Source organism: Paraglaciecola arctica BSs20135 (assembly GCF_000314995.1).
Taxonomy (GTDB): Bacteria; Pseudomonadota; Gammaproteobacteria; order Enterobacterales; family Alteromonadaceae; genus Paraglaciecola; species Paraglaciecola arctica.
On record NZ_BAEO01000058.1, the window covers coordinates 49,172 to 70,082 of the forward strand.

Consider the following 20,911-nt stretch of genomic DNA (forward strand, 5'->3'; position numbering starts at 1 on the left):
ACCCCAAAGTATCAACTTTTTTTGTATCTAAACCATCTGACGTAACAAATGACTGGTGTTGAGTGACAACAAGCGCCAGCACCCTAAAGCACCAAGAGTACCCACTACCACAGCTCCCGCTATTGGAGCAATAACCCAATACTCTAAATGCCAACTGGCGGGCATTTGGAATATTTGGGTCTGTAACATATACAAACTGAATTCATTAGCAGCAGCAGCCATCGCTCCTGCCACCACCCCAATAATCAGAAATTCAAACACCACACTGGCTCTTATCAATCTGCCTTTAGCCCCGAGTGTACGCAAGATAGCTAATTCTTGTTGGCGTTCATCCATACTAGCCTGCACTTGAGCAATAAGCACTAAGGCTCCTGCGGCTAATACTAATATCAGAATAAACTCTACCGCCAACGATACCTGATCAACGATATTTCGCAGCTGATTTATTCGCGCATCCACATCTATCAAAGTCACATTGGCAAAAGGTTGCATCAATACAGTGATATCCGCCTTGCGCTCTGTAGGTAAATTAAAGCTAGAAATGTAGGTAGGAATAAAATTCTGTAACGCTCGAGGTTCTATCACAAAGAAAAAATTCGGCTGCATAGATTGCCAGTTAACATCCCTAATACTGGTTACTTTAAGATCAATAATTTCACTACCAATATTAAAAGTTAACTTATCACCTAAGCTTAGTTGCATACGCTCTGAGATGCCTTTTTCAATAGACACCTCATAAGGTCTTTGGGCGGCAGTATCACTATTGTTTTTTGCCCCAAACCATTGCCCGGCAACCACTTCACTACCCTGTTGTAGAGTTGTGTTCCAAGTTAAATTGGCTTCTCTTCCTAAGCCATCACGACCATTATTTTGTTCGTCTGGATCTTCTTTGGATACTGCAGTGCGCACTTTTTCATCGTTGACTGCAACAAATCGCCCGCGAACCACAGGATAAAATTTATCAATAACAACTTGGTTACTTGCAAAATGTTGCTCTAGGTTTGGTTGCTGTGCTTGACTAATATTCACCAAGAAATAGTTAGGCGTGCCTTGTGGTAACTGATTTTGCCATTGCTGTACCATGTCGTTACGCATCACTAAAACAATCAACAACAGCATAATAGTGACGGCAAAACTTATCAGTTGCACACTATTATCCATTGCTCGACGATGAATTCTCGCCCAAGCTAACTGCCAGGCACCCATTTTACCTTGACCGAGTTTACGCCCCACCCAAATCAAACCATAGGTCACAGCTAACAAACTCACTACCAAGATAATCCCTGAAACAAATAAAATAGCGCTGACTTTTAAATTTTGGCTATAGGCCCACATCAACAAAAATATAGCGCCGCCCGAAGCCACAAATTGGATTAACCTCGAACTTAAATTAGCCCCTAAGTCACGTCGTAATACCCGTAGTGGCGATACCGAAAACAGTTTCATTAAAGGATATAACGAAAATAATACCGCACACACAGTACCGGTGAAAATGGAAATAATAAGCGGGCGCCAATGCCACACATCTATGGATACATCCACTTTATTGGCAATAGCCGCGACTACGAATTGTTGTATTATAAAGCCCAATATCACGCCTATAGTGATACCTAATGCGGTGATAAATAGGATCTGTAAAAGATAGATTTGTTGCACCATTTTTTTCGGTGCACCTAAGGTTTTCATAATAGCGACTGGGTCGTAATGTCGCATGCTATAGCGCTGCGCAGCCACAGCAATAGAAACAGCGGCTAAAACAATGGCTAACAAACTGGCCAACAAAAAGTATTGCCCTGCCCGTCCTACCGCTCGGCCTATGCCGGATTCATCGTCTTCAATCGAGTCCCAATCATGGATTTCCCTGTCGAGTTGCGGCTCCAGCCAATCGTAATAATTATCCAAATCGCCACTATCGCCGGTAAAAAAATAGCTGTAATTAATTCTGCTTCCGGGACCTTCAACCTTAGTTGCGGCCAAATCTACTTTTGAAATCAATATTTTGGGATCACCTCCAAATACACTAAATCCAGCGTCGGGCACTTCGGTCAACACTTTGCTGACCTTAAATATTTTGTCACCTACTTCAATGTTGTCACCGACTTTAATGGCTAAAGTCTGGAACAATTGAGATTCAATCCAAGCCTCTCCAGACTCAGGTAGACGGTTTATGGCAACTCCCGGTGAGAAAGGCTCATCAGCGACTTTAACTGTGCCTTTAAGTGGATAACCTATACCTGCGGCTCTTAAATCCACTAAGTCCATTTGTTCATTGGCAAATACCATTGAACGGGCATAAGTTTGATGAGCCGTGTTTAAGCCCATATCTTTGGCTTTTTCAATCCAAGCAAGGTCAACAGGACTGTTTGAATCAAGTACTCTGTCGGCAGCAATAAACTCAGCACTTTTTTCAGTTAATGCTGATTTAAGCCGTTCACTAAATAATGAAAGTGATAACACAGAGGCCACAGACAGAATAATAGCCAGTAGTATAATAGTTAACTCGCCACGTTTGGTTTCATGACGAAACAAGCGCCAAGCTAGACTGAAGGTATGATTCGTCATAGCACTAACCCACTTTCTGAGCGGCTTGCTCGGTTGTTGTGTTTGCAAAAACCTCAGTCAACTCACCAGCTTGCATATGTAACTGACGCTGACATTTGCCAGCCAGCACTGGATCATGAGTCACCAATACCAAAGTGGTATTGGAGTTTTGATTTAACTCAAACAATAATTTTTCAATTTTGTCACTGTTGGCCGCATCTAAATTACCCGTGGGTTCATCAGCAAATAAAATTTTGGGTTGGGAAATAAAGGCTCTCGCTATCGCCACACGTTGTTGCTCACCACCTGATAATTGATTGGGGTAGTGACTGGCTCGGTGATCTAGGCCAACCTGTTTTAAGATATCTAATGCTCTTTTCTTAGCATCATCATGTCCGGCTATTTCAGCTGGTAACATAATATTTTCAAGGGCAGTTAAACTTTGAACTAACATAAAACTTTGAAAAATAAAGCCTACTTTCGCCCCTCGTAATTGAGCTCGTTGTTCTTCGTCCATATTATGCATAGCTTGACCATCTATGAATATTTCCCCATCGCTCACTTCATCAAGTCCAGCTAATAAGCTAAGCAAGGTAGATTTTCCGGATCCTGACGCGCCTACTATGGCAACCGACTCACCCGCCTTGACTTCAAAGCTAATTGGCTTGAGGATCTGTAATTGACCTTGAGTCGTAGTAACTGTTTTGCTAATACCGTTTGTCTTAATCATAGTTGTAGGAGTCATAGTGCTGTTTCTTAATACCAATTCGTTACGAAATAAAATTTATACATTATTAATCTTTATACCCTTATTACTGATTTCAGATCAGTTACAGGCTAAAGAAACAAAGTTATTGATTCTAGGTGATAGCCTAAGTGCAGCTTATGGTCTAAAGCAAGAGCAAGGCTGGGTAAGTTTGTTACAAGATGCGTGGCAAGATCAAGAGATCAATATTGTTAATGCCGCAATCAGCGGTGAAACCACAGATGGCGCCCTTGCCAGATTACCAAGGTTACTGGAGCAACATCAACCCACACATATTTATGTTGAGCTAGGAGGAAATGACGGACTGCAGGGCCATCCAGTGAATAAGATGCGCGATAACTTGCAGAAAATCATTCAATTGTCGCAAACAAGTGAGGTAAAAGTCATATTGCAACAAATGCAAATACCGACTAATTATGGCAAACGATACACCCAGATGTTTTCTAATACCTATGTTGATTTGGCGACAAAACACGACTTAGTATTACTGCCTTTTTTCTTAGAGAACATAGCGTTAGATAAAAATTTAATGCAAAGGGATGGCATCCATCCGACTGCCGAAGCACAAATTGTAATAGCAAAAGAGATGCAAAAAGCATTAAGGGAGATTATTTTACCCTAGCAGAATAAAAAATTACCGACTAGAATGGAGTGATATTCATTCTATTAAAAATAGGAGTACGATGTGGAAATTGGTTCATCAGGTGCAGGTTCACTGGCGCAGACTACAGCGACTCAAACAGGCTCTGTACAGCAGGTCAATAGAGCTGAACAACAAGCAGTGTTAGAAACATCAGCCCCGCAAGAGAGTCAACCGCCTCCGGCACAAGACCAGCGAGTAGGCAGTTTAGTCGATATTAGCGTTTAAAAATCAAAATAAAAAAAACCGAGTTAATTTACTCGGTTTTTATTGTCTTTATTTATCCATTACGGACGAACATATTGCATGGGTTTATCCGTTTGTAACTTCAGGTAGCGATCTCTAAGTTTACTTTGCCTAGACTGCATCTTGACTGGCTCTCCTGCAATTAAGACCATTTCCGCAGCTTCCGTTACTTCAAGAGGGTCGCCTGACCAAATCACCACATCAGCTATTTTTCCGGCTTCGAGGCTACCCAACGTATCATCAATGCCATATAACTTTGCCACGTTGATAGTTAAGGCCGCTAGCCCCTGCTCCCAAATTAATCCATTGGCAACGGCGTTACCTGCGTGCTGTCTTGCTAAGCGGATATTGTGGGTTTCCATGCCAATACTAACTTGTACACCAGCATCAGCTAACCGACCGGCATTTTTAAGTGTGGCTCCGAGCTGATCAAAACTAGAAGGTAAATTAGCTTCAGGATTAAGGATCACTGGAATATTGTTATCTGCCAACTCCTTAGCTACTCGCCAACCTTCAGTTGCATAAGTGATCACAATATTTAATTGTGAATGACGTTGTTTTAAAGCAATAACCTGCCTGATATCAGCCGCTCTGCGAGCATCCACTAGAAGCGGTATTTCACCTTTAACTAAGGGAATTAATGCCACGATATCCGTCCGACTCAATTCGCCATGCCATTCATCCCTTGGAGAGAGCGATTTACCCACTGCAAACTTGGCTTCAGCAAGGGCTTTTTCTAAGCTTACCCAAAGTACACTGCGAGAGCCTCCTATAGTGTCAGCTCCACCATTACCAACTCTAGTGCTGATAAAGGCTCGTGCTTGGATTAAAGGAGTGCTGGTATCGCCTAAAGTAATCAAAGCTCCTTGCCCGTTAAACAATTGCCCGGTGCGACCCATTGAGGTTGCTGCTGAGGTCACGCCTTCAATCCGTGCAATCGCCATTAACGAAGAATCAGGGTTAATGGCATAAGACACATCAAACGCAGCGCCTGTTGCAGAAATGCTAGTCAAACTTGAATTACTGTCATTGGTACCGGCAGAAAAACCCACGTCAACTAACCCCAACGAGGTACTTGCGCCAATCAACCCAGGCGTTACCACTTTACCTTTGGCGTCAATAATTTCGTATCCCGCTAAAGCAACCTCACCTTGCATTACTTTTTGAATTTTACCGTCTTTAATAAGCACAGTGGCATTATCAACCGTCCCTTGTGACGACATGGTATGTACCTTAGCCCCCACAATAGCGATACTTTTAGCACCAACAAATGGAGTCAATAACATACTACCAAGTAATAAATATTTAATTAGTGTGTTCATTTGCTGTCTCCTTCACCGGGTTGTCCTAGTTCAAAATCACTCACTGGCCATGAGGCTGGATCATTGCGGTCATATATTAACGCCCCGTCTAAATAAACATGTTCAGCTTGGGCATAGGTCGAAAACGGATCGGCACTCCAAATCACCACATCAGCATTTTTACCTGTTTCCAATGAGCCTGTTTGCTCAAAAATCCCCAAAGACTTAGCAGGATTAGCTGATAACCATTGCCAAGCATCTGCCTGACTAATGTCGATGCCCGCTCGACGACCATTGGCCCATGCTTTGGCAGCTTCTTGATTCAACCTTTGGATACCCAAGTCACTATCAGAATGCACTATGGTGCAGGCTTTAGCTGCATGTACCATAGGTATATTTTCTTGAATTCCATCATAAGCCTCTAATTTAAATCCCCACCAATCAGCCCACATCGCCGAACACACCTCAGCTTCTGCGAGTTGATCGGCTATTTTGTATGCCTCAACAGCATGATGAAACGCCGCTATTTTGTAATTAAACTCTTTCATTACATCCAGCATAGTGGCCATATCGTCAGCACGATAACAATGCATATGCACCAGAATTTCGCCTTTTAGTGCTAAAGCTAGAGTTTCAAGTTTTAGGTCGCGTTTGGGTATTTTAGCGTCTTTTTTACCAGCTTCGTGGTCAGCATAATAATTGTCCCAGGTACGCTGGTAGTTTTGTGCATCGGCCCAGGCTTGCCTGTAACCGGCCACATTACCCATACGTGTTGAAGGGCCCCCTTTTTTACCATATACCCTTTTTGGGTTTTCGCCGCAGGCCATTTTCATACCATAAGGAGCATCAGGAAATTTCATATCTTGCACTGTTGTGCCCGGTAAATTTTTGACTGTCACTCCTCGGCCACCAACTAAGTTGGCTGAGCCAGGAAGTATTTGCATAACAGTGACACCACCAGCCAAAGCTCGTTGAAAGCCAGCATCTTGCGGCCAAATAGAATGTTCAGCCCAAACCTCAGCAGTCACAGGGTTGGTTGCCTCGTTACCATCAGAATGCGCAGTACCACCGGGCGCCGGGTACACACCTAGATGACTATGCACATCGATTATACCTGGGGTCACCCATTTACCTTTAGCATCAACAGTCACACCATCATCAGGCAAAGATAAATCATTACCTATAGCGACAATTTTACCATCTTGTAGCAATACCGAGCTGTTATTAAAAATCCCACCTATGCCATCTAAAATCGTAGCATTAGTAATCAAAACACTTTTGCTGGGAATAGGTTTGTAGGTACTTGGGAACGGGTTTGCATTGATTTGAAACGCTGGCTCATTGGCTTTATCTTCGCTTGAGTCTGAGCAACCCAGCAAAGTTAATAGACTCGCAACGGCAGCTAATTTAAATAGCTGGCGCTTATTATCTAAAATATTCATATTTATCCCTGATATTCTGTTGTTATTATGGGTACAAGATGTAATCTTAATTGTTTACACCTAATCCTAATAACATTTACAGAATTTTACTAGGATTGGATATGTCGCAAAATATCTTCCGCACTTTTCAATGCGCGAATACGCATAAACAAAGCCTCTGCTTGTGGATATTGACGACTCAAATACCCCAACCATTGCTTCACACGATTAGGATAATATTTACCTTTATCACCAAACAATTCGTAACCAGAATATCGCACCAACAAGGCTTTAACTTGCTCCCATGGCATATGCTGCTCAGTGTTTTTAATCACTTGTGCCAAATTCGGCATCGCCAAAGCACCTCTGCCGAGCATGACATTTTCGCATTCTGATTGTTGTTGGCAATTGAATGCATCATGCTCATTCCAGATTTCGCCATTGGCCACGATCGGAATATCAACTTGCTGTTTTATCTTCGCAATCCAATCCCAATAAGCAGGAGGTTTATAACCATCGACTTTAGTTCGCGCATGAATGACCAATGAATCAGCCCCAGCTTCAGCAATGGCCTGTGCATTAGCAATTGCCAACGAAGTGTCATCAAAGCCTAAACGCATTTTGGCACTTACAGCTTGGTCTTTAGGAACAGCTTGGCGCACTGCTCTAACAATCTGGTATATAGTTTCAGGTTCGCGCAGCAACACTGCTCCCCCCTTACTTTTGTTTACGGTTTTAGCAGGGCAACCAAAGTTAAGATCCACACCGTGTGAGCCTAATTCAATTGCGCGAAACGCATTTTCCGCTAACCAATCAGCATGCTGACCCAACAATTGTACTTTTACTGGCACACCGCTTGGTGTGAAACCTTGATTGTGTAATTCAGGGCACATCCGATAAAACACACGTTTAGGCATCAATTGATCAACAATTCGCACAAATTCGGTGACACACAAATCAAAGCCACCCACTTGGGTCAACATGTCGCGCATCAGGTGATCAACTACCCCTTCCATCGGGGCTAAAGTAATATGCATTGTTAGGGGATTGTTATAGTGGCAAGTAGGACTGACTATTTTAGCAAAAAAAGAAATCCGAGAAGCAGCTTAATCCAACAGAAAGCTAAAAAGGCCTGCTATTTTTGCAGTTTTTCTTACGGGATCCACAGAGAACTAATATTTCGCGCTTTTTTTTATCATCAGCTTGGCCCCAAATCAAAATTTCATCTATGACTCTAAAGCAGCCTAAACACATATCTTTGTCATCTAAACAACAATTCCGGACACAAGGAGACTGTATTTCATTAGGAGTTGGGCTAATCATTACGCGCGCTTACACCGACTAAAATCTGTATCTATTGTTTACGCATAATACGTTGTAGATCTTGAACTGTCTGTAATTTAATCATCTGCCCAGCCGATTTTTAATTGGTTTAATAAAATACCTAAAAACACATCACAATATCTTCGGCAACCTTATTTAGACCATATATAGCTAAATGTCAGCGACATAAAATCAACAAACAGGTCTATCCGAGGCACAGAACCAAGAATAATCAAACAAGTGGTAAGACCAGTAAATTTACTGCTATACTCTAACAAAATTTATCAACCCCCTTTTTTTGTTGGAGTTCTACAATGTTGCAATACAAAGCGCCTGTTATGGACATGAAATTTCTTATTGAAGATGTCTTTAAATATTACGCTCATTATGAAAAATACCCTGAGTTTGCCGAAGCAACACCTGATTTAGTCGATGCGATATTACAAGAATGCGCAAAATTTTGTGAAAACGAACTATTACCTTTAAACCAAAGCGGTGACAAAGAAGGCTGTAAATTTGACAATGGTGTTGTCACTACTCCTAAAGGATTTAAAGAGGCCTATAACAAATATGTTGAAGGGGGATGGCAAAGTTTATCTCACCCACTTGAGCATGGCGGACAAGGTTTACCCCCTTCATTAGGCATAGCTAAACAAGAAATGATGGGCACTGCTAATTGGTCATGGGCCATGTACCCTGGCTTAAGTCATGGTGCAATGAATACTATTCAAACTCATGGCACGACACAGCAAAAAGAATTATTCCTGCCCCCACTTACCGAAGGTACATGGACCGGCACTATGTGTTTAACCGAGCCTCAATGTGGCACTGACTTAGGCCAAGTTAAAACCAAAGCCGTAGCAAATGATGACGGTACTTACGATATTGTAGGAACTAAAATATTTATTTCAGCAGGTGAGCATGACTTAACAGAAAATATTATTCATATCGTTTTAGCACGTCTTCCCGGCGCACCTGAAGGTACTCGTGGTATTTCATTATTCATTGTGCCAAAAATCCAAGTCGACCAACAAGGTAACTTAGGTGAAACCAATAATGTCACTTGCGGTGCAATTGAAGATAAGATGGGTATTAAAGGCTCAGCTACTGCAGTACTAAATTTTGATAATGCTAAAGGTGTATTAATCGGCCCTGAAAACAAAGGCCTAGAATGTATGTTCACTTTTATGAATGCGGCTCGTGTAGGCACCGCTTTACAAGGTGTTTGCGCCTCTGAGCTGGCCTATCAAAACTCATTATTATATGCCAAAGATCGTTTATCCATGCGGGCGTTATCTGGTAAAAAATTCCCTGATAAAGTGGCAGACCCCATAATAGTGCATCCTGATGTACGTAAAATGTTGATGACTCAAAAGGCCATCGCCGAAGGTGGTCGTGCCATGGTGTATTACACCGCCAAGATTGCTGATGAAATAGAAATGGCAAAAACAGATGAAGCACGTAAAGATGCAGATGATAGATTAGGTTTCATCACTCCTATCCTTAAAGCATTTTTAACCGAACTAGGTTGTGAAAGTGCCAGTCAAGGTATGCAAATATTTGGTGGTCATGGTTATATCAAAGAATGGGGTATGGAACAGATTGTTCGTGACGTACGTATAGCGACCTTATATGAAGGCACAACAGGCATCCAAGCCTTAGATTTATTAGGCCGTAAAATATTACTCACTCGAGGCAAGTCTTTAAATAAATTCAGTAAAGAAATTTTAATTTTCTGCAAAGACAAAAGCATGATTTCTAGAAACCCTCATAAGCGCCAAATGAATAAGTTTATTTGGGCATTAAGCAAAAATGTGGCGAACTGGCAACAATACACCATGCGTTTGGCCTTAAAAGCCAAAAAGGATCGTGACTTCGTAGGGTCAGCCTCAGTAGATTATTTAATGTACTCAGGTTATATCGTGATGGCATATTTCTGGGCTCAGATGGCGCAATCCGCTTATGAAAAATTAGCCGGAGAAGTTGAAAATCGTGACTTCTACCGAGCAAAAATCAAAACCGCTGAATTCTATTTTGAACGTTTATTACCCAGAACTAAGTCTTTAGCTAAAACCATGATGGCCGACCCAAAAACATTAATGCAACTGGACCAAGACTTGTTGTCTTTTTTATAGACTAGTGTGTGTTGGAGTACTGAATAGTTAGCATTCATCCTATTTAGTACTCCACTCGAACTCATGTTGAAACGCTGCCTCTTTTAACTGACGAGGCAGTGAATTAATGTGTTTGTTATATCACTGATCCAGCCGACTTATTTATCTCTGAATAACCAATAACGAAAAGTGAGGCAATTAACAAAACACTATACTCAATTCCATTTGAACCTGAACCGACAACAAACCATCCATGTTGTAAATGCACTAAAATTAAGCCCGAAAAATAAATTAAAATGAAGATTGTACAAACATAAGATAACTTTTTACCCGCCACCAAAAAAAGTGAACCTATAATTTCAAAAAGCGTGATACCCCAAGCTATCCCTAGGCCAAAAGGAAAGCCTTCACCAGTTAACCACCCACCAAAAGGCTCATAACCTCCAGTTAATAGTCGATGCCATCCGTGACTCGCAATTATTATTCCGACAACACTTCTCAAAAATAGAAATGAGAATTTTTCTCTAGATTTAACTGCACTCATAATTAACTCCTAAAATCCAGGCTGGACTGCCCTAGCGCTAGAGGTTATCAAGCATATCTAAATGAACTGACCTTGCAAGGGTGTATATTTATAATTAGATGAACTCATTATGCATTTTTAATATCACTCATTGAGCCAAGATATTGCGTCATTTTCATTGTCAAAATATTTAATGTCACCAGAAATAAACCAACTACCTATCTTCGCAGCTAACTCTTGCCATTTTTTATTTCCAAAAATCGCCACTTTTGAAAATTCATTACCGTGCTTTAAGCCTATTTTGAAATCATCCCACGCAGCTCTGACATCCCATCCTTGCAACTCTGTTCCATCAATAAGGGCTTTAACTTTTGGATCCTTTACTTCTGACAAAGCAGAATCAATTAACGGAGTAATAATTTTATAATCATCATGAGTTAATGTTCCTTGGGCCTTCAAAGTAAGAAAAAATTCACTACCTGTTCTTTCAATTCCGATAGATAAACCGTGTCGTTGGATTTTCATACTGTTTGCTCCTAATTAAAATATGTATCTTGATAAATCCCACTGCGCCGCAGTTTTATTCGCCAGCAGGTGGCTCCCATAATTCAATCTTATTGCCTTCAGGATCCATTACCCAACCGAACTTTCCATATTCGGATTCTTCTGTTTTTTCTAGAACATCACATCCTTCAGCACGAAGTGCTGCCATAAGTGCAGATAAGTCAGATACCCGATAGTTGACCATAAAGGGAGAGTCACTTGGTGCAAAATTACTTCCATCACCTATCATCCAAGCTGTAGTTCCAGGTGTGGGATCACCAGAACTATCTACCCAACGAAACGACGTACCACCCCACGCCTGAACATCAATGCCAAGATGTTGCTTGTACCAACTCTGCAATTTTGCAGGTTCTTTGGCTTTGATAAAAATACCGCCAATTCCAGTTACTCTGCTCATAAGTTTTTCCTTGGTGTTAATATCTTGAAGATCGTTTAAATTTATAGTGTCAGTTTGTCCAAAAGCCAAGATCGAAATGATGTAAAGCGCAATTGCACTAGTAATTGATTTGTAACCCATCTGAACTCTCCTTTCTCATTAAAATGTACTAAATAGAATGCCTAATGATCCAATTTTGGATAACTCGATATTTGCGCGTTCTTGAGATGTTTTTTGTTGAACGATGTTGCAAAACCTGTTTTTTAATACCTAGATTATCCGCTGCTGAGCTTAAGGGCTATTTATAGTCTCTTAAGAGTTATTTACTAAGACAACTACTTTATTTTCGAGTGTATTGGTAAATCATTTAAACAGATTTGACCGAGATCAATAAGCGTTGAACAAGCTAATTTATAGTGACTGAAAACTCAACCATATCAAATCATCATAAAACTGTTTTTGGGAACATAGACACAGTGTTCCTCACGTAATTTACATGCCATCTCAAAAACTTGTTTGAAGCGTTTAAAAGGACTTAGCGCGATCATGCGTATAGATATAATTCAAAGGATAATTAGATGAAAACAAAAAACAAACAAAACTATAAAGATTCAAAAATTTATCTCATTGGTAGTGGAATAGCAGGACTTGCCAGTGCCGTATATTTAGAAAAGGATGTGGGTGTACCCGGTGAAAACATCCATATTTTAGAAAAAGACTTAATAGCTGGCGGAGCCACTGACGGAGCTGGCGATAAAGATACAGGATTTGTAGTACGTGGTGGAAGAATGCATGAGATGCATTATGAATGTTATTGGGAACTACTTTCTCATATTCCATCATTGGAAGACCCAAATATATCAGTGCGAGACGAGTCATATGAATTTAATCAACGATTTGTATCCAATGGTCAGGCCCGTCTATTAAAAGAAGGCAAGAAACTAGATGTTTCTTCTTATGGATTGTCTTTTAAACAACAGGCCGACTTTATCAAGCTAACCTACGTTTCCGAAAGCTCATTAGGTGATAAACGAATAGAAGATTGGTTTGAGCAAAGTTTTTTTGAAACCAAGTTTTGGTTTATCTGGAGCTCTATGTTTGCGTTCCAAAAATGGAGCAGTCTGGCTGAAATGCGACGATATATGAAACGCTTCATACATCTTGTGGATGGTTTACAGAGATTGGGTGGTGTGATGCGCACCAAATATAACCAATATGACTCAGTTGTCAGACCGATGAAGAAATACCTTGAAGAAAAAGGTGTGAAGTTTGAAATGGGCAAAGAAGTTGTTGATATTGATTTCAATTTATCCGCTGACAAAATAACCGCAACTGTTATTCATCTTAAAAACAAAACTGAAATAGTACTCAGAGAAAATGATTTTGTGTTTTTCACCAATGGCTCAATTACAGAAAGCACCGATAATGGAAGTTGGGATACACCAGCTAAATTGAAGGGCGTAGAAGAATCCGGCGCTTGGACTTTATGGAAAAAAATAGCCAAAAAAGATCCGTCGTTTGGCAACCCCAATCCATTTTGTGACAATATTAATTTGCAAAAATGGTACTCATTTACGGCAACAATGAAAGACAGTACCTTTCTCGATTACATGGAAAACTTTTCAGGTAATGTAGATGGAACTGGCGGACTTGTCACTATGACCGATTCCAACTGGTTGATGTCAATTGTCATAGCAAGGCAGCCTCACTTCCCTAACCAACCAAACGACGTGAAGATCTTTTGGGGCTATGGACTCTACCCTGATAGAAAAGGCAATTACATCGACAAAACAATGGCCGAATGTAGCGGAGCTGAAATACTAGAGGAGCTTTATTATCATTTGAAAATCCAAAAATTGATGGCGCCAATTACCGAAGCAGGAAAAGTGAATTGTATTCCTGTGGCCATGCCATTTATTGATAGTCTTTTTATGCCCAGAAATATGGGTGATAGACCCGATGTAATACCAAGTGGCTCAACAAACTTTGCGTTTTTAGGCCAGTTTGCTGAAGCACCTAAAGACTGTGTTTTTACCGTTGAATATTCAGTCAGAACCGCCCAAATGGCAGTTTATGGTTTGTTTGATAGCGGCAAGAAGGTGCATCCAATGTATGAATCAACCCACAACCCTAAGTACCTACTAGCAGCACTTAAAGCCATTAGCCGATGAAGAAACACCATTAATTTACATAACAAATAACTCACTGATTTTTTATAGCAGCGAACACCATACAAATTAGTGAGTTATTTGGAGATATGCCCAAAGTGATTAGTAGCAGCCGCATAATTTATTAAAAGCCTGTAGCAAGGTTCGCAGTCAAAACTGGTGTTATATCTACAATTCACCATAATCATATGGAATATTAAGTATTATATTAATAAAAGCTTTCAATTAAACAAAGCCTAATAGATAAAAACGATTGAGTCGATCGCAGCAAAGGGTTTTACCTATAGTTTGAAATACTCGATAGTGTTGTTCATGCCCACTATAAACGTGAACAAATAAACACTTCTTTTCATACAAAAAAGGAAATTAATTAATGTCTAACAACAAATGTCCAGTGATGCACGGTGGCGCTACAGAAAGTAGCATGTCGAACATGGAATGGTGGCCGAAGTCCCTAAACCTAGATATTTTGCATCAACACGATAGCAAGACCAATCCACTGGGAGCGGACTTTAACTATCGAGAAACAATCAAAAATCTCGACGTCGCCGCTCTTAAAAAAGACATGCATGCGCTGATGACTGACAGTCAGCCTTGGTGGCCAGCAGATTGGGGGCATTACGGCGGCCTGATGATCCGTATGTCTTGGCATGCAGCCGGTACTTATCGTATCGCTGATGGTCGAGGTGGTGCAGCTAGCGGTAATCAGCGTTTTGCTCCCATTAATTCTTGGCCAGACAACGTCAACCTAGATAAGGCCCGTCGTTTACTTTGGCCCATCAAGAAAAAATACGGTAACAAGCTTAGTTGGGCAGATTTAATTGCCTATGCAGGCACCATTGCTTATGAATCTATGGGTTTAAAAACCTTTGGCTTTGCTTTTGGCCGTGAAGATATCTGGCATCCAGAAAAAGACACCTACTGGGGAGCGGAAAAAGAATGGCTTGCCCCCACAGGTAGTGAAGGCAGTCGTTATTCTGGCGAACGTGATCTAGAAAACCCTCTGGCAGCTGTGATGATGGGACTTATTTACGTGAATCCCGAAGGTGTGGACGGCAATCCTGATCCACTTAAAACAGCTCATGATATACGTGTCACTTTTGAACGTATGGCCATGGACGATGAAGAAACGGTTGCCCTTACCGCAGGTGGTCATACTGTGGGAAAATGCCATGGTAATGGTGATGCTGAGATACTAGGCTCAGAACCAGAAGGTGCTGAATTAGAAGATCAAGGCATGGGCTGGTTAAACAAAACCAAGCGTGGCATTGGTCGTGACACAGTATCCAGTGGCATTGAAGGTGCATGGACGACCCATCCAACCCAATGGGATAATGGCTATTTTCAACTATTACTCAACTACGAGTGGGAATTGAAAAAAAGCCCTGCTGGTGCTTGGCAATGGGAGCCTATCAATATTAAGGAAGAAGATAAGCCAGTGGATGTTGAAGACTCATCTATTCGCCATAACCCAATTATGACTGACGCTGATATGGCCATGAAAATGGATCCTGAATATCGGAAAATTTCTGATAACTTCTATAACAACCCAGACTATTTTTCTGAAGTCTTCGCCCGAGCATGGTTTAAATTGACTCACCGCGATTTGGGGCCAAAGTCTAATTATATCGGTCCTGACGTACCTCAAGAAGAACTAATTTGGCAAGATCCGGTTCCTGTAGGAAGCACTAGTTATGATGTTAACGCGCTAAAAGACAAAATAGCGGCTAGTGGTTTGAGCATCAGCGAAATGGTGTCTACCGCATGGGACAGTGCCAGAACCTTCCGTGGTTCAGACAAACGTGGCGGTGCCAACGGAGCTCGCATTCGACTTGCACCGCAAAAAGACTGGGAAGGTAATGAACCTTCACGTTTGGCCAAAGTGCTCACTGTGTTTGAAAACATTGCAACCCAAAGCGGCGCCAGTATTGCTGATGTCATTGTGCTGGCGGGTAACGTCGGTATTGAGCAGGCTGCAAAGGCAGCTGGCTTTGATGTCACAGTCCCCTTCTCACCTGGCCGTGGAGATGCAAGCGCTGAGATGACCGACATTGATGCGTTTGAAGTACTGGAACCCATTCATGATGGTTACCGTAACTTACTTAAACGGGATTACGTGGTCAGTGCTGAAGAATTAATGCTCGACCGTACACAATTGATGGGTTTGACTGCACCTGAGATGACAGTATTGGTTGGCGGTATGCGCGTCTTAGGTACTAACTACGGCGGCAGCAAACACGGTGTATTTACTGAGCGTGAAGGCATGTTAACCAATGACTTCTTTATAAATCTCACCGATATGAATTATTCATGGAGACCTGCCGGTAATAACCTGTATGAAATTCATGATCGTGCAACCAAGCAAGTCAAGTGGACAGCAACCAGAGTGGACCTTGTTTTTGGCTCTAACTCTATCCTTAGGTCGTATGCTGAAGTTTATGCGCAAGATGACAACAAAGAAAAGTTTGTGCAGGACTTTGTTGCAGCATGGGCGAAGGTAATGAATGCTGATCGCTTCGATTTAGCCTGAGCATAACCACACATCTCCGCGCCGCCCATTATTGCGGCGTGGGGATATCCAAATAACATTGTCTAGGCTTTGCTAACGAAAGTCGCCTATGAGTGGTCAACTATCGGTAAATCTCAGAATACTCCCCCTAGTAAGCGGTGACCTACAACACTGCCCAGATCAATCTGGGTTATCGGCTAAAAGTAAGGCATAATTGAGTAATTCAAGTGTGGCAATATAATCGCAACAATATAACCGATGAGGACCAAACGATATAAGTGAATAATATTAAACTCACCCAAGATGAAAATCTTTCCATAAAAGTCAGTTACCAGTTATTGCCTAGTGATCAGCAAAGGCTAGATTTGTATTTCTCCTTACCGGATGAAATGGGTGTTGGCCCTAAAACCTTAACAGAAGAAAATTATTTTCATCATAGTATACAATGCCGCAGTGCTTATTACTCTGACCAACTACATTTACCCTTAGTACGAAGCCGTTTTATTAGCCAACAAAAAGGTGAGCAAAGTGACTACCGCTTAAACCTTAATCTGTTTTCGTATCAAATTCGTATTGCCTTAGATACCGATATAAAACAAACCCTTAAACTTAAAGAGAGCGCGGATTTTTATCCTCAAGCCATAGAGATAGCAGAGCAAATTTCTGGACTACTAAAAAAGCTAAGAAGATATACGCCCCCTGATCAAAAGCTCAAGGCATATTTTGAAAATGCCGACAACTACCTCAGTTGGCAGGTAGAGCAATCATTTTTAAAACTTATATCTAGAGCTCCAAAAAGTAGTGACTTTACCAGTGAGAGAAATTTCTTGTTGGCCTTTTGCCGCAGCGAAAATGAATACCGAGAAGAGAATCAATATAATTCACAAGTCACCTTGGCGGATCCTAATCGCATTACCAATAAAATGCGATTACTACAGCGACTAATCGAATATGGTGTGGTATTTCAAAAAGACTTTAAAAACCTCAATAGCAGTTTAAATCGCGTTGTACGTGGAACCGTTACGGCCTTAATTATGACTTTTGTTATGGCTCTAGTGTTAAACGCTCGTACTAACTTTACTGAAGTAACAATTGCTTTAGTCGGTATGTTAGGCATTATTTATGGTTTAAGGGAAATATTTAAGGACGATATTACGCGTATCATTTGGCGCCGCATTCAAAAAGGCTTGCCGAAATGGAAAATAATATATAGTCATAGCATTAATAAAACTCGGGTGTCGAGTCAAACTATTTGGCTTGAATACATTCGCAATAAAGATTTACCTAAACAAGTAGATAAACTATTTCAAAAACGACGCCAACAAAACAAACAAGCAGCACAATTACTGCATTTTCGTAGTAACACTAAAGTTAATGTAAAAAGTTTTTTACCCGGCTACGATGAAATTCAACAAAATATTTATTTTAATTTAACCCCCTTCATTCGTTTTTTAAAAAAAGGGGAAGGCCGTTTATATTCACTCGATAATAATAAAATAACCAAACAAGCTGTTGAAAGACGCTACCAAATCAACGTGGTGTTAATGCATACCGATAAGCAACATCAACAACGTACTCAACGTTTTAAAATCACCCTCAATCGCTCTAACATCATCAATATTGAGGCAATACAATCAAATGAAGATGATTAATTAGGAATATTTACGTTGCTCTATTTAATAATTGTATAATGCCAAACTGAACAGCCTATCTTATTAATTGCAGAGTCAGAGGTTCTATATCGCAAAGTATGAGAAATTTTAGTATTTATCCAAAATTCAGGTTACTTCCTTAATGAGAAAATGAATCCTATAAAACTAGGGTCCCAATCTAAAATAGACTATTATATAACTACCTGTTTTTTGCTTTAGGTTTACTCTTGAAGTATTTAAGTGCGTTACTTTATTTATTATGTTTTCAGAGCATAGCTAATGATTTAAAAATATTTGCTGTAGATGAACCGCCTGCTTCATTCATCAATGAAGATGGGGCCCAAGATGGTTATGTCATAGATATTATCAAAGCCATTCAAGAAAGACTCAACGACAAAACAAACATCATATTTCTTCCCGAAGGCCGCGCATTAAATATCTTGGCTAAAGATCCTAATTCTATCTTAATGAGCATTTCTAGAACACCACCACGAGAGCAACACTATTATTGGATTGCTCAAGTCATGTCAAAAAAATGGCAAGTTTACACACTGACTAATTCAGAAATTGTTATTGAGACCTTAGATGATCTCAGAGCACTTCCTAGTATTGGTGTTGTACGTGGTGATGTACGAGAGGAATGGTTAATCAATAAAGGTTTTGAGAACTTAAATTCTGTGACACGTCACAAACAAAATATTGAAAAGTTAAATTTAAGTAGAGTTAACGCAATTGTATATGAAAAACAAGGGTTAGCTTATCAAGTCAATAACTTAGGCTTAGAGCTAAGTCATTTTAAGTCGGCATTTATCCTCAACGAAGCCCCTGTATATATTGTAATGTCGATTAAATCCTCAAAACAGCAAGTTAAGAAATGGCAAAATGCATTCGAAGCTATTAAGGTTAATGGTAAATTGCAAAATATTGCCCAAAATTGGCAATTAGTTTTATTGCAACAATACAATATTAGTAGTGAGATTAAGAATAATATCCTTGTATTTTAATCTCCCTAATTTTATAGAGACATATTATTGAATGAAATATGCCTCCTAAACTTTAAAGCGCCCCACATTACCATTTAAGTCTTTAGCCAAGTGTGAAATATTGGTTGAGACTGTATTAGTTTGTAAAGTAACCTCATTGCCATCTATTGACAGTCCATTAAGTAATGCAATCGTGCGATTAATATCATCCACAACTGCACTTTGCTCTTCTGTAGCTGCAGCAATCTGTATAATTATGCCAGTAGTTTCAGTGACCGAACCGTTTACCAATTCAAGTGAGTCATTCAAACGTTGAGACATATTTACTACATCTTCAACCTGATTCGAACCAATGGTAATTGCATTCACCGCTTCTTCCACTCCTTTCTCTAAGCCTCCAATCATTTTTTGAATATCTTCAGTAGATTTTTGCGTCCGACTGGCCAAGGTTCTGACTTCATCTGCGACCACTGCAAAACCACGACCATATTCACCCGCTCTTGCGGCTTCTATCGCTGCATTTAAAGCTAACAAGTTAGTCTGATCTGCTATAGAACGAATAACATCCAACACCTGTACTATCTGATTAGACTCTGTAGCAAGTTTTCCAATAACTTCTTTAGCAGAGAGAATGGCATCTGATAAACGATTAATATTAACCGCTGTTTCACCCACAATTTCGGTAGACATTGCGGTGTTGTGTTTCACTGTCTCTGTTTCACTTTGCGCGGTTTGAGCACTTAGTGCTATTTCATGAATAGCTTGCCCCATTTGAGTCATTGCATCGGAAATCTGATGCAGGTTTATTGACTGCTCTTCTGAGATTGTTTGATTCTTTGTAGTCGAATCATTTAAATCCTCCACTGCTGTATCAAGGGTTGTTGCATCATTTTTAATGGCGATAATTAAACTTTGTAATTTAGACATCAGCCCATTAAAAGTCCCAGCAAGTGTAGCCAGTTCATCCTTACCTTTTGCATTTAAACGCGAACGTAAATCCCCTTCCCCATCACTTATAGTTTTTATGACATCATTTAATTCGAACACCCGAGTAGTAACGAGTCTTGGACCTACCACTACACTGATGGTACATACAATTAAAGAAAACACGATCAGCACTATCAAAATAGTTTGCTTAACTTCACTTGATTCTTTCGCTTCTAAAGTCAACCTATCAGCAACAGCTCTAGCTTTACTACCCATCAAATCATAATCGGTTCTAAGTATCTCAAAATCTTTTAATACTTGATTGCTACCATATTTTGTAGCCTCTTGGATTTTACCTGCATCCGCTAGAGCAAACACTTTTTGCGCTTCCGACAGCCAAGCTTTGTAGTGGGCTTCAAAAGATGCGATAGACTGTCCCACCTCCGGGTAGTTCTTTAATAGTGCTCTGGCACTATTCATGCGATCTAGCGCTTGTTTTGCATTTTCATTAAAACTGTCAATTTCACCACTAGTATCTTGATTACCATGACTGACCTTAAGCAGATAGTTTTGGCTTGCTGTTAATGCTTGATATAGATCTCTATCAGCATTTAAAGCATCTTCAATGGAATTAAGAAAGGTATCTGACAGGCGATCCACGTTATGAGTCAATTTATTGTTAGACCAAAGACTCAAAACACTAATTAGGATTAACATTAGGGTGATTGATAATAAAGGAATCGCAAATTTAGAGCGAATAGATAAATCATTAATTGTCACGGATAAAATCCCCTTTTTTATAACTGCAACATGTACAAAAATACAACTTAAGTATCGGCGATTTTTTATGTAACTTG

17 protein-coding genes are annotated in these 20,911 nt (G+C 40.3%); 7 read left to right on the forward strand and 10 right to left on the reverse strand.

Annotated elements, in window-relative coordinates:
• Positions 1–27: 27 nt before the first annotated feature.
• Both GARC_RS19500 and GARC_RS19505 read right to left on the reverse strand, forming a co-directional pair.
• Entirely contained in the window at positions 28–2,562 is a 2,535-nt protein-coding gene (locus GARC_RS19500; RefSeq protein ID WP_007623497.1) for an ABC transporter permease, read from the reverse strand.
• Positions 2,563–2,566: 4 nt separating this feature from the next.
• Positions 2,567–3,286: an ABC transporter ATP-binding protein gene (locus tag GARC_RS19505; RefSeq protein WP_007623499.1), complete on the reverse strand. Its 720-nt coding sequence runs from the start codon at positions 3,284–3,286 to the stop codon at positions 2,567–2,569.
• A gap of 1 nt (position 3,287) precedes the next feature.
• Between GARC_RS19505 and GARC_RS19510 the strand changes: the two genes are divergently transcribed.
• Positions 3,288–3,929, forward strand: a complete 642-nt coding sequence (locus tag GARC_RS19510) for an arylesterase (RefSeq protein WP_052151536.1) — start codon at positions 3,288–3,290, stop codon at positions 3,927–3,929.
• Between the two features lie 63 nt (positions 3,930–3,992).
• Positions 3,993–4,175, forward strand: coding sequence for a hypothetical protein (locus GARC_RS19515; protein ID WP_007623504.1), 183 nt, complete (start codon positions 3,993–3,995; stop codon positions 4,173–4,175).
• Between the two features lie 59 nt (positions 4,176–4,234).
• On the opposite strand, the gene GARC_RS19520 is transcribed toward GARC_RS19515, so the two are convergent.
• The 4 genes from GARC_RS19520 to GARC_RS26470 form a co-directional block, all read right to left on the reverse strand.
• A complete protein-coding gene (locus GARC_RS19520) occupies positions 4,235–5,515 on the reverse strand; it encodes an amidohydrolase family protein (RefSeq protein ID WP_007623505.1) in 1,281 nt (426 codons plus the stop codon).
• Positions 5,512–6,936, reverse strand: coding sequence for an amidohydrolase (locus GARC_RS19525; protein WP_007623506.1), 1,425 nt, complete (start codon positions 6,934–6,936; stop codon positions 5,512–5,514). Before GARC_RS19525 ends, GARC_RS19520 begins: the two co-directional genes overlap by 4 nt.
• Before the next feature lie 89 nt (positions 6,937–7,025).
• Positions 7,026–7,952: a tRNA dihydrouridine(16) synthase DusC gene (gene dusC / locus GARC_RS19530; protein ID WP_007623507.1), complete on the reverse strand. Its 927-nt coding sequence runs from the start codon at positions 7,950–7,952 to the stop codon at positions 7,026–7,028.
• 85 nt (positions 7,953–8,037) lie between these two features.
• The gene (locus tag GARC_RS26470; protein ID WP_081587587.1) at positions 8,038–8,238 is read right to left on the reverse strand and encodes a DUF1289 domain-containing protein; all 201 of its coding nucleotides are present in this window, start codon (positions 8,236–8,238) and stop codon (positions 8,038–8,040) included.
• A gap of 314 nt (positions 8,239–8,552) precedes the next feature.
• Here GARC_RS26470 and GARC_RS19535 point away from each other — a divergent pair, with 314 nt between their 5' ends.
• Positions 8,553–10,373: an acyl-CoA dehydrogenase C-terminal domain-containing protein gene (locus GARC_RS19535; RefSeq protein WP_007623508.1), complete on the forward strand. Its 1,821-nt coding sequence runs from the start codon at positions 8,553–8,555 to the stop codon at positions 10,371–10,373.
• Positions 10,374–10,488: 115 nt separating this feature from the next.
• Here GARC_RS19535 and GARC_RS19540 read toward each other — a convergent pair whose 3' ends face one another.
• The 3 genes from GARC_RS19540 to GARC_RS19550 all read right to left on the reverse strand — a co-directional run bounded on the left by GARC_RS19540 (position 10,489) and on the right by GARC_RS19550 (position 11,836).
• A complete protein-coding gene (locus GARC_RS19540) occupies positions 10,489–10,896 on the reverse strand; it encodes a DoxX family protein (protein ID WP_007623509.1) in 408 nt (135 codons plus the stop codon).
• Positions 10,897–11,019: 123 nt separating this feature from the next.
• Positions 11,020–11,400 carry a SpoIIAA family protein gene (locus GARC_RS19545; protein ID WP_007623510.1) on the reverse strand — a complete coding sequence of 127 codons (381 nt, stop codon included), beginning with the start codon at positions 11,398–11,400 and terminating at the stop codon, positions 11,020–11,022.
• A 55-nt stretch (positions 11,401–11,455) separates the two neighbouring features.
• The gene (locus GARC_RS19550) at positions 11,456–11,836 is read right to left on the reverse strand and encodes a VOC family protein (RefSeq protein WP_039990105.1); all 381 of its coding nucleotides are present in this window, start codon (positions 11,834–11,836) and stop codon (positions 11,456–11,458) included.
• Between the two features lie 557 nt (positions 11,837–12,393).
• On the opposite strand from GARC_RS19550, the gene GARC_RS19555 reads away from it, so the two are divergent.
• The 4 genes from GARC_RS19555 (at position 12,394) to GARC_RS19570 (ending at position 19,148) form a co-directional block, all read left to right on the forward strand.
• Positions 12,394–13,986, forward strand: a complete 1,593-nt coding sequence (locus GARC_RS19555; protein WP_007623522.1) for an oleate hydratase — start codon at positions 12,394–12,396, stop codon at positions 13,984–13,986.
• Between the two features lie 370 nt (positions 13,987–14,356).
• Positions 14,357–16,513, forward strand: a complete 2,157-nt coding sequence (gene katG / locus GARC_RS19560) for a catalase/peroxidase HPI (RefSeq protein WP_007623524.1) — start codon at positions 14,357–14,359, stop codon at positions 16,511–16,513.
• Between the two features lie 257 nt (positions 16,514–16,770).
• A complete protein-coding gene (locus GARC_RS19565; protein WP_007623526.1) occupies positions 16,771–18,144 on the forward strand; it encodes a hypothetical protein in 1,374 nt (457 codons plus the stop codon).
• Positions 18,145–18,371: 227 nt separating this feature from the next.
• On the forward strand, positions 18,372–19,148 hold the full coding sequence (locus tag GARC_RS19570; protein ID WP_007623528.1) for a substrate-binding periplasmic protein: 777 nt from the start codon (positions 18,372–18,374) through the stop codon (positions 19,146–19,148).
• A 45-nt stretch (positions 19,149–19,193) separates the two neighbouring features.
• Here the strand turns inward: GARC_RS19570 and GARC_RS19575 are convergent, their stop codons facing one another.
• The gene (locus tag GARC_RS19575; RefSeq protein ID WP_007623529.1) at positions 19,194–20,834 is read right to left on the reverse strand and encodes a methyl-accepting chemotaxis protein; all 1,641 of its coding nucleotides are present in this window, start codon (positions 20,832–20,834) and stop codon (positions 19,194–19,196) included.
• Positions 20,835–20,911: the final 77 nt, after the last annotated feature.